Source organism: Burkholderia aenigmatica (genome assembly GCF_902499175.1).
GTDB classification, from domain to species: Bacteria; Pseudomonadota; Gammaproteobacteria; order Burkholderiales; family Burkholderiaceae; genus Burkholderia; species Burkholderia aenigmatica.
Window position 1 is genome coordinate 26,784 of sequence record NZ_CABVQC010000083.1, and the last position, 10,185, is coordinate 36,968.

A 10,185-nucleotide genomic window follows, 5' to 3' on the forward strand; every position below is an offset into this window, starting at 1 on the left:
CGAACCTGCCGCGGCGCGTCCTGTCACATCGCGATCGAAAACGATCGGGCGTAAGATGTGCGTCCGTTCCCCGCTATTCCGCGTTTCCGGAGACGTTTCATGCTGAAACACGGCCTGGCCGTCCTGCTCGCGAGCGTCGCGCTCGCCGCCCATGCACAGAGCCCCGCACCGGCCTCCGTCGCGTGGGAGATCCAGGTGGTGCGCGACGGTCAGACCATCGACACGTTCCAGCAACGCACCACCGTGGGTCAGACCCGTACCGATACCCATCGCTATCCTTCCGCCGTGCCGGTCGGCTGCGGCAATGCCGCGCGTGTCGTGCCGACCGAGCGCTCGCGCTCGGTGACGGTCGCGCCGCTCACCGTCGATGCCGGCGCGAACACCGTGTCGCTCGCGCTCGACGTGCAGGAAACGATCGACGACGAAGGCGCAAAGCCGGCCGATCCGTGCCTGCCCGCGTCGCCGCGGCAAATCGTCGCGAGCCATCCCGGCCTGACGGTCGGTGGCGACGCGTGGACCGACTGGACGCTCGTCGAACAGCATCCGCACCTCGTGTACCGCGTGCGTGCGCACGTCGCGAAGGATTGAGCGTCATGTCCGCCGACGCCCTGTCCCTGCCGTTCGCCGAACCGCACGCCGCGCCCGACGAACTCACCGCGGTGAGCTGGAACCTGCACAAGGGCCGCTCGCCGCTCGGCTTCACCGCGTGGAACGCGATGCGCAACTGGATGCAGTCGACGCACGCCGACGTGTATTTCCTGCAGGAAGCGATGGCGCGCCGCATGCCGCGCCCCGTGCTCGCGCCCGGCTTCGGCGCACCGATGGACGACGCGGTCGACGACGTATGGCACTGCCAGGCCACCGAGATCGCACATGCGCTCGACTGGCAGATCGCGCTCGGGCCGAACGTGTTCAAGCCGTCGTGGCGGCACGGCAATGCGATCCTGTCGCCGCATCCGCTCGACCTCGGCGGCCGCTGGGACATCTCGGCGCACCGCTTCGAGCGGCGCGGGCTGCTGGTCGCACGCGCGACGCTCGCGGGTGCGCGCCCGGTCACGCTGCTGTGCGCGCACCTCGCGCTCACGCGCGCCGCGCGGCTGCGCCAGATGCACTGGATCGCGCACTGGATCGTGCGCAACGCGGGCGACGGCCCACTGATGCTCGCCGGCGATTTCAACGACTGGCGCAACGATTCGGTCGCGTTGTTCGGCGAGATCGGGCTGTCCGAGGTCGCGACACTGCTCGGCGAATCGGGCCGCACGTTTCCCGCGTTCTCGCCGGCGCTCGCGCTCGACAAGATGTTCGTGCGCGGGCTGACGCCGCTCGAATGGCGCGCACCGTCGGGCGAGGCGGCGTGGCTGTCGGACCACCTGCCGTACATCGCGCGCCTGCGCCTCGATCCGCAATAACGTTCCCGGTATCGGCCGGATTTCAGCCCGCTTGCGCGCCGCCAAAGCGCGGCCGCGCGGCGCGCGCTACATTAACGGGTCGCCCTTTCCGCCAGCGCCCGCCATCGGGCCGCGCCGCCATGACCTACCTGCCGATCCTGCTGCAAATCGCCGTCGTCTATCTCGTTGCGGCGATCACCCCCGGCCCGAATTTCTTCATGATTTCGCAACTGTCGCTCGCGGGGCGGCGCAGCCTCGGTGCCGCGTCGGCGCTCGGCGTCGGCACCGCGTCGGTCGCATGGGCGACGCTCGCGATGCTCGGCCTCGCGGCCGTGCTGCACCAGGTCGAATGGCTGTATGAGGCGATCCGGATCGGCGGGGCCGTGTACCTCGTGTACTTCGGCTTCAAGCTGCTGCGCGCGGGCATCCGCCGCGACGCGGCGCCGGCCGACGCGCCCGACGAACGCGCACCGCTGACCGCGCCGCACGCGCACGATTACCTGCGCGCGTATCGCAGCGGCCTGTTCACCTGCCTGACGAATCCGAAATCGTGTGCATTCTGGACCAGCGTGTTCGCGGCGATGCTGCCCGCGCACGTGCCGCTGTGGTTCAACGGCGCGGTGCTGGTGACGATCGGCGTGCTGTCGGCCGGCTGGTATTCGTGCGTCGCGTACCTGTTCGCGAGCCCGCGCGCGCAACGCGGCTACCGGCGCGTGCGGCGCCCGCTCGACGCGCTGTGCGGCGTGGCGCTCGTCGGCCTCGGTGCGAAACTCGCGGCCGAACGCTGAAAACCGAAAGCTGATTGAAATAATTCGTTGCGCCAAATCCGCGCGGCCGCGGGGGTCAAGCCCGCGATCCGCGTCAACAGGGTAAAATAACGAGTTCCTCAATCGTCTGTCATCGAGAAGGCGCGTGTCCGACGCGCCGGCCGGCCGATCCGCGATCGGGCCGACGCACTCGGTTTTTTTGCCCGTTTTTGGGCCCGTTACTCGCGTTCGCTACGCGCGTCCGTTTTCAAAGCCATGAGCAAATACGACACCGCCACCGTCCAATCCGTCCATCACTGGACCGACACGCTGTTCAGCTTCACCTGCACCCGTGAGGCGAGCCTGCGCTTCAACAACGGCGAATTCACGATGGTCGGCCTCGAGGTCGACGGCAAGCCGCTCGCGCGCGCCTACTCGATCGTCAGCCCGAACTACGAAGAGCATCTCGAATTCTTCAGCATCAAGGTGCAGAACGGCCCGCTGACGTCGCGCCTGCAGCACCTGAAGGTGGGCGACACCGTGCTGATCGGCAAGAAGCCGACGGGCACGCTGGTCGCCGACAACCTGCTGCCGGGCAAGACGCTGTGGATGCTGTCGACGGGCACGGGCCTCGCGCCGTTCATGTCGATCATCCGCGATCCGGACATCTACGAACGCTTCGACAAGGTGATCCTGACGCACACGTGCCGCCTGAAGGGCGAGCTCGCGTACATGGACTTCATCAAGCACGACCTGCCGGGCCACGAGTACCTGGGCGACATCATCAAGGAAAAGCTCGTCTACTACCCGACGGTCACGCGCGAAGCGTTCGACAACGAAGGCCGGATCACCGACCTGATCTCGACGGGCAAGCTGTTCACCGATCTGGACGTGCCGCCGTTCTCGCCGGAAAACGACCGCGTGATGCTGTGCGGCAGCACCGCGATGCTGAAGGACACGACCGACCTGCTGAAGCAGGCCGGCCTCGTCGAAGGCAAGAACAGCGCGCCGGGCCACTACGTGATCGAGCGCGCATTCGTGGACTGATCGATCCCCAAATTTGCGCGTCATCAAGAACCGGAGCGAAAGCTCCGGTTTTTTTTCATCCCTACTTGGCGAATTCGTAACAAATTGGGATCATCCCATCTCAAATAGTTACATTTGGATACGTCATCGTCCGGTGTTCGGGTGTCAGTGTTTTTCCTACAACACGTTCATTCCGATTATTCACATTTACCCTTAAATGTCCGCCCGACATGACCTTTTCAGAAATTTTGAGATATTATTCGCCGCGCGTGGTTGCCGTTCGGATGAGAGTGGAAGGGTCGGATGCAAGTGTTACAAGACGTAACTTTTGTTACCTCGGCAGGGGGCGATTCTCTGGCGGCGACCGTCATCGAAACGGCAGCCGATCCACGCAGCCAGCCGGTGTCTGAACCGCTTTCTGACAGCAGGGAGAGTCATGGATACGTCGCTTAACGCGCCCTTGGGCGCCCACGCCCCGTTCCCGTCGCAACCGCTCGTGCCGAGCTGCGTCGCGACTCCGCCCATCGCCGACGCCGCGTCGAAACGCGCCACCTCCGCCGCGCGGATCGCAGCGCTGTCCGCCCAACTGCTCGCCGCCGACGAAGCGGCCCGCCGCCACCTGGCCGGCGAATTGCACGACGGGCTCGGCGCCGAACTCACCGCCGCGCGTTTCGCGCTCGCAAACGTTCAAACGTGGCTGCCGGCCGATGCGCCGGACGGGTGCCTGCGCGCGCTGGAGCTGGCTCAGCAGGCGCTCGACGCCGCCACCGACGCGAATCGCCGGCTGATCGACGAGCGCGACACGCCTGCGCTCGACGCGGGCGTGGTCGGCGCGCTGTCGTCGTGGGTCGACACCCATGCGGCACGCACCGGCCTGCGCACCAGCTTCGTGTGCGCAGCCGACGCACGCCTGACGCAGATCGCCGGCGCCAGCGCACTCGCGGTGTTCCGCGTCGCGCAGGAAGCGTTGTCGAACGTCGCGAAGCACGCGCGCGCGACGTCGGTCGACGTGCGGATCGCCACCGACTGCACGCATCTGTCACTGATTGTCTCCGACGATGGTACCGGTTTCTCCCGAAGCCGCCGCACCGGCTACGGCCTCGCCGGCATGCGCGCCCGCTGCGAGGCGTTCGGCGGCCGCTTCGAGACGGCCACGCCGGATACCGGCCACGGCACGCGCGTCACCGCGCGCTTCGCTTGGGATTCGCTGCTCGCGGTGCCCGCCGCGGCCCGCCGCGCGTCGCTTTCGTGAGGTCGTCATGAGCCTGAACATCCTGCTCGTGGACGATCACGCGATCGTCCGGCAAGGGATCCGCCAGTTGCTGATCGACCGCGGCGTCGCACGCGACGTCACCGAGGCCGAGAACGGCGGCGACGCGATGGCGGCCGTCGACAAGCAGGAATTCGACGTGATCCTGCTCGACATCTCGCTGCCGGACACGAACGGCATCGAAGTGCTCAAGCGCGTCAAGCGCAAGCTGCCGCGCACGCCGGTGCTGATGTTCTCGATGTACCGCGAAGATCAGTACGCGGTACGCGCACTGAAGGCCGGCGCCGCCGGCTACCTGTCGAAGACGGTCAATGCCGCGCAGATGATCGGCGCGATCCAGCAGGTCGCGGCCGGCCGCAAGTACGTGAGCCCCGCGATGGCCGAGGCGCTCGCCGAATACGTGTCGTTCGAGAACGAGCCGCTGCCGCACGAGAAGCTGTCCGACCGCGAATACCAGACGCTCTGCATGCTCGCGTCGGGCAAGCGGCTCACCGACATCGCGAACACGCTGTCGCTGTCCGTGAAGACGGTGAGCGTGTACCGGTCGCGGCTGCTCGAGAAGATGCGGCTGTCGAACAACGCGGAACTCACGTTCTACGTGATGAGCAACCGGCTCGTCGACATGGCGCCCACGGCCGGCGCCTGATCTCCCCGCCCCGATTCAACTGATTCAACCGACTCGTCCGATCCCGCGACGCGGCGCACGCCGCGCCGCGGCCCCCTGGCCCCCGTCTGGCGCGCAAGCGCTTGTTTTATCGGACGATTTCGCAGCGCGCCGCTGCGCCGCAGCGGGTTTTGTGCGCCAAATCGGCTAAAATTACGGGTTTTCACTCAATCAGCGCTACCGCACCCGCGCGCGCTGGCGATTCATCCGCAATGTCTCTCTTCCGCAAGAAAAACGTCGATCGCATGATCGCCGGCGCGCATGCCGCCGGGCTCAAGAAAGCGCTCGGCGCGATCGACCTCACCTTCCTCGGCATCGGCGCGATCATCGGCACCGGCATCTTCGTGCTGACCGGCACCGGCGCCGTGCAGGCCGGCCCGGCACTGATGCTGTCGTTCGTGATCGCCGCGATCGCGTGCGGCCTCGCGGCGCTGTCGTACGCGGAATTCGCGTCGACGATCCCCGTCGCCGGCTCGATCTACACGTATTCGTACGCCACCCTCGGCGAGCTCGTCGCGTGGATCATCGGCTGGGACCTGATGCTCGAATACGGCCTCGCGTCGTCGGCCGTGTCGGTCGGCTGGTCGGGTTACCTGCAGTCGCTGCTGCAGGGCTTCGGGCTGACGCTGCCCGCCGTGCTGACGGCCGCGCCCGGCGCGGTGCCGGGTGTCGTCACGTGGTTCAACCTGCCCGCGTTCCTCGTGATGATCGTGATCACGACGCTGCTGTCGATCGGCATCCGCGAGTCGACCCGCATCAACAACATCATGGTGTTCATCAAGGTGTCGGTCGTGCTGCTCGTGATCGCGGTCGGCGTGTTCCACGTGACGCCCGCGAACTGGAAGCCGTTCATGCCGCACGGCTGGAACGGCGTGTTCGGCGCGGCGGCCGTGATGTTCTTCGCGTTCATCGGCTTCGACGCGGTGTCGTCGGCGGCCGAGGAAGTGAAGAACCCGAAACGCGACCTGCCGATCGGCATCATCGCGTCGCTCGCGGTGTGCGCCGTGCTGTACGTGACGGTCGCCGCGGTCGCGACCGGCATCGTGCCGTCGGCCCAGTACGCGAACATCTCGCACCCGATTTCGTACGCGCTGCAGATTGCCGGCGAGAACTGGGTCGCGGGCTTCATCGATCTCGGCGCCGTGCTCGGCATGCTGACCGTGATCCTCGTGATGAGCTACGGCCAGACCCGCGTGATCTTCGCGATGTCGCGCGACGGGCTGCTGCCGGCGACGCTGTCGCGCGTGCACCCGCGCTACGCGACGCCGTTCCTGACGACCTGGCTCGTCGGCCTGTTCTTCGGGCTGATCGCCGCGCTCGTGCCGCTCAACGTGCTCGCCGAGCTGATCAACATCGGCACGCTTGCCGCGTTCTCGATGGTGTCGGTCGCCGTGCTCGTGCTGCGCCGCACGCACCCCGACCTGCCGCGCGCGTTCCGCTGCCCCGGCGTGCCCGTGGTGCCGATCCTCGCGGTCGCGGCGTGCCTGTTCCTGATGCTGAACCTGAAGCCCATCACGTGGGCCGCGTTCGGGGTGTGGCTCGTGATCGGCCTCGTGATCTACTTCCTGTACTCGCGCCACCACTCGAAGCTCGCGCACGGTCACCACGACGCGCACTGAGCGCCATCGTCGCGCGCGCCTGCCGCGCGCGATGCGCGACAACCCGCGGGGCCACCACCGGCCCCGCGCGGCAACCGCCTCCCCCGACCCGGCCGCTGCGCCGTTCCCGCGATCGATCGCTGTCCGATCGTCGCGATGTCTTGCCCGATCCTCCGGATTGGCCCGCTCGCGCCACCGCACCGCCTGCGCGTGCGCGCCGCGCGGTTCATAATCCCGCCATCGAACGACGGTCCCGGGCAGCGGGCCGTCCGGCAACAGGAAGAAGATGATGGAAAGCGTCGATCTCGATGTATTGAAATCCAGCGCACGCTGGCTCGAAGAAGGGCGCCGCGTGCTGCTCGTGACGGTCGTGAAGACGTGGGGCTCGTCGCCGCGCCCCGAAGGCGCGATGCTCGCGGTGCGCGAGGACGGGCTCGTGGTCGGCTCCGTATCCGGCGGGTGCATCGAGGACGACCTGATCGCCCGCGTGCACGCTAGCGGGATCGCAGCCGACGCGCGTCCGGAAGCGCTCAAATACGGCGTGACGGCCGAGGAAGCGCACCGCTTCGGGCTGCCTTGCGGCGGCACGATCCAGCTCGTGCTCGAGCCGCTCACGCGCGACAGCGGGATTGCCGCGCTGTGCGCGGAAGTCGAGGCCGGCCGCCTCGTCACGCGCACGATGACGCTCGCGACCGGCCGTGCTTCGCTGTCGCCCGCGCAGGCGGCCGACGGGCTCGCGTTCGACGGCGAGCGGCTCGTGACGATCCACGGGCCGCGCTACCGGATGCTCGTGATCGGCGCCGGCCAGTTGTCGCGCTATCTGTGCCAGATCGCGGTCGGGCTCGACTACCAGGTAACGGTGTGCGATCCGCGTGAGGAATACACGGATGCGTGGGACGTGCCGGGCACGCGCGTCGTGCATACGATGCCCGACGATACGGTGCTCGACATGAAGCTCGACGCGCGTTCGGCCGTGATCGCGCTCACGCACGATCCGAAGCTCGACGATCTCGCGCTGATGGAGGCGCTGAAGACACCCGCGTTCTACGTGGGCGCCCTCGGCTCGCGGCGCAACAACGCGGCACGGCGCGAGCGGTTGCGCGAATTCGACCTGAACGAAGCGGAACTGGGCCGGCTGCACGGGCCGGCCGGCATCTACATCGGCAGCCGGACGCCACCGGAAATCGCGATCTCGATCCTCGCCGAGATCACCGCCGCGAAAAACAACGTGTCGCTGCCGACGATCCTGCAGGTCGAGGGCGCGAAGGCCGCACGCGAGATCGCGGCGAACAGCGGCGCGGCCTGCGGCCTCTGAGCGGTGCCGACGCCGGCGCGCGGTCGCGCCGGGTACGCGTCCGCAGCGCGCGAAGCGGACAAAACCGACGAAAAGGCACGCGCCAGCGCCAGGCCGGCGCGATGACCGCCGATCAGGTCAGGCCGGCGGCAAGCGCCGCGGCGACCGAACCCACCACCAGCACGACGCCGACCATGCGGCGCTTGTTCAGCTCGGTCCACAGCAGCACGCCGGTCAGCGACAGCAGGATCAGCGAACCCGCGATCGTGTCCATCAGCAGCACCCAGCCGAGATTCATCCCGACGCCGCGATGCAGGTTGTTCAGCGTCGTCAGGAACGTGTTGCCCGTGCGCTTCACCGCGACGTAACCGTTGCCGACCCAGTATTCGGCCTGCAGGTTCTGATGCGGACCGAACAGGCCCATCTGCCAGTGCTCCGGCTGCATCACGCTCTTATCGCCCCACGCCACGGGCTGTGCGGGCTCCTTGCGCATGCGGCCCGGCTTGCCGTCGAAATGCAGTTCGTGCTGCAGCCACTTCATCATCGCGGCAGGCGTCTTCGGCGCCGGATCCGGCAGCGCGATCTGCATCTCCTCCACCTGCGGCTCGCCGGTCGAAATCTTCAGCGGCGGCGCACGGTGGTTGAGCAGCACGCCCGTCACGCCGAACAGCAGCCCGAGCACCGCGCCCCACAATCCGACCCAGCCGTGCACCTTGCGCAGCCACTTGATGAAGGTCGCGCGGCGCGAACGCTGGCGGCGCGCGGCCAGTTCGTCGTCGCTCAGCGGGCGGGCCGCCGGGTGCAGCACGGTGACGCCCGCGCGGGAAGTACCCGTCTTGGGCGGAGTGATCGTTTCGGGCGCGTTCACGCGAAAGTTTCCATTCGTTCAAAACAACGGGCGGCGCGCAGAGCATGCGCGCCGCCCGAGCAGCATGAAAATGAGAATGGATATCATTACACAAATCTATCGCCGGCTCAATCCGCCAGCGTACGTGGCGGCGCGTCCGAAGAGAGAGGAAATGCGGACGAAGCGCATGCGTTGCGCCACGATGCCGATCAATAGAACGAAAATACCATCAGAATGACCATGAAAGGCCGAGACAGTATTTCGTAATGAATCGCGCGATGCCGGCCCGTCAACGCAGCGGCGGCAGCGGAAAGCGCGGTGCGGCGTCGTCCGGCGCGGGCTCGGTGCGGTCGAGCGCGTACAGCCACGCGAGCAGATCCGCGACCGCCTGGTAGAGCTGTGGCGGAATCCGGTCGTCGAGGTCGACCTGCATCAGCAGCGACACCATCTCCGGCGCCGTATGCACGTACAACCCCGCATCGTGTGCGCGCGCGACGATCATCTCGGCGAGTACGCCGTAGCCCTTTGCGACCACGCGCGGCGCCGCGTCGCCGCCCTTCGGATCGTAGACGAGCGCGGCCGCGCGCTTGCGGGACGTCATGCTCATTGCAGCGCCTCGTCATCGGCATCCGGCGCCCGCGTCGCCGGGCCGCCGGCCGCGCCGCGCGCATATGCGGCGGCGGCCGCCTGAGCCGCAAACAGGTCGAAGCCGTCCGGGCCGTCGTCGACCGCGCGAATCGACAGCCCGCCCACCTTGAGCCCCGACACTTCGAGCCGCTGCCGCAGCGCCGCTTCGTGCCGCGTGAGACGGTCGGCGCCCGTCTGGTTCGCACGCAGCCGCGCAACCAGTTGCGTGCCGTTCAGCACCAGCTCCGCGTCAACCGTGCCGAGCGACGGCAACGTCAGCGTCAGGCGCGTGCGCCAGGCGATGCCGTCGCCCGCGCCGTCGTCGCCGCGCGGTGCGCGGCTGCCCGGATCGTCGGGTTCGATCGTCCAGTCGAGCCGCGCGCCGGGCCACGCCTCGCCCGTCCAGCGGAACTGGTCGGTCGCGAGCGCGTCGAGCTGCTGCCTGACGAGCGGCACGGCGGCCGGATGTACGGGTGCAAGCGTCTGCGTCTGTGCCTGCGAATCGGACGATGCAGTGGCCAGTTCGGCGCGCGCGGGCGTCCAGCGCGCATCGGGACGCTCGCCGAGCAGATCGGCCATATCGGGCGACAGTGATGTGCCCTGCCGCCCGCCCGCCGGCAGGGCCTGCGCGGGATCGCGAGCCGGCGCACCGCCCTGGGCCGGCGTACCCGGCGGCGGCGCCGTCCGCGCGCTTGCAGGCAACGGCGGGCGCTGCGCGAGCAGCT

11 protein-coding genes are annotated in these 10,185 nt (G+C 68.1%); 8 read left to right on the plus strand and 3 right to left on the minus strand.

Going from position 1 to position 10,185, the window contains the following annotated elements; translation table 11 throughout:
- The first annotated feature begins 99 nt into the window (after positions 1–99).
- From BDO18943_RS37435 to BDO18943_RS37470, 8 genes are all read left to right on the plus strand, one after another.
- Positions 100–588, plus strand: coding sequence for a hypothetical protein (locus BDO18943_RS37435; RefSeq protein ID WP_043184671.1), 489 nt, complete (start codon positions 100–102; stop codon positions 586–588).
- A gap of 5 nt (positions 589–593) precedes the next feature.
- Positions 594–1,409, plus strand: a complete 816-nt coding sequence (locus tag BDO18943_RS37440; RefSeq protein ID WP_011353499.1) for an endonuclease/exonuclease/phosphatase family protein — start codon at positions 594–596, stop codon at positions 1,407–1,409.
- Positions 1,410–1,528: 119 nt separating this feature from the next.
- A complete protein-coding gene (locus BDO18943_RS37445; RefSeq protein ID WP_175026152.1) occupies positions 1,529–2,176 on the plus strand; it encodes a LysE family translocator in 648 nt (215 codons plus the stop codon).
- 234 nt (positions 2,177–2,410) lie between these two features.
- Positions 2,411–3,181, plus strand: coding sequence for a ferredoxin--NADP reductase (locus BDO18943_RS37450; protein WP_043184673.1), 771 nt, complete (start codon positions 2,411–2,413; stop codon positions 3,179–3,181).
- Between the two features lie 415 nt (positions 3,182–3,596).
- Positions 3,597–4,412, plus strand: coding sequence for a quorum system sensor histidine kinase RqpS (gene rqpS / locus BDO18943_RS37455; RefSeq protein WP_175026153.1), 816 nt, complete (start codon positions 3,597–3,599; stop codon positions 4,410–4,412).
- 7 nt (positions 4,413–4,419) lie between these two features.
- A complete protein-coding gene (gene rqpR, locus BDO18943_RS37460; RefSeq protein ID WP_043184675.1) occupies positions 4,420–5,076 on the plus strand; it encodes a response regulator transcription factor RqpR in 657 nt (218 codons plus the stop codon).
- Positions 5,077–5,306: 230 nt separating this feature from the next.
- Positions 5,307–6,713: an amino acid permease gene (locus tag BDO18943_RS37465; RefSeq protein ID WP_175026154.1), complete on the plus strand. Its 1,407-nt coding sequence runs from the start codon at positions 5,307–5,309 to the stop codon at positions 6,711–6,713.
- A 268-nt stretch (positions 6,714–6,981) separates the two neighbouring features.
- Positions 6,982–8,007 (plus strand): XdhC family protein, encoded by a 1,026-nt coding sequence (locus BDO18943_RS37470; protein ID WP_043184677.1) that lies wholly within the window; start codon positions 6,982–6,984, stop codon positions 8,005–8,007.
- 112 nt (positions 8,008–8,119) lie between these two features.
- Here BDO18943_RS37470 and BDO18943_RS37475 read toward each other — a convergent pair whose 3' ends face one another.
- The 3 genes from BDO18943_RS37475 to fliK all read right to left on the minus strand — a co-directional run.
- Entirely contained in the window at positions 8,120–8,854 is a 735-nt protein-coding gene (locus BDO18943_RS37475; protein ID WP_175026155.1) for a PepSY-associated TM helix domain-containing protein, read from the minus strand.
- Positions 8,855–9,122: 268 nt separating this feature from the next.
- Positions 9,123–9,440, minus strand: coding sequence for an EscU/YscU/HrcU family type III secretion system export apparatus switch protein (locus tag BDO18943_RS37480; protein WP_006477526.1), 318 nt, complete (start codon positions 9,438–9,440; stop codon positions 9,123–9,125).
- Positions 9,437–10,185 (minus strand): flagellar hook-length control protein FliK (gene fliK, locus BDO18943_RS37485; protein WP_175026156.1); only part of this gene is annotated, 749 nt, incomplete at its 5' end. The genes BDO18943_RS37480 and fliK, both read right to left, overlap by 4 nt.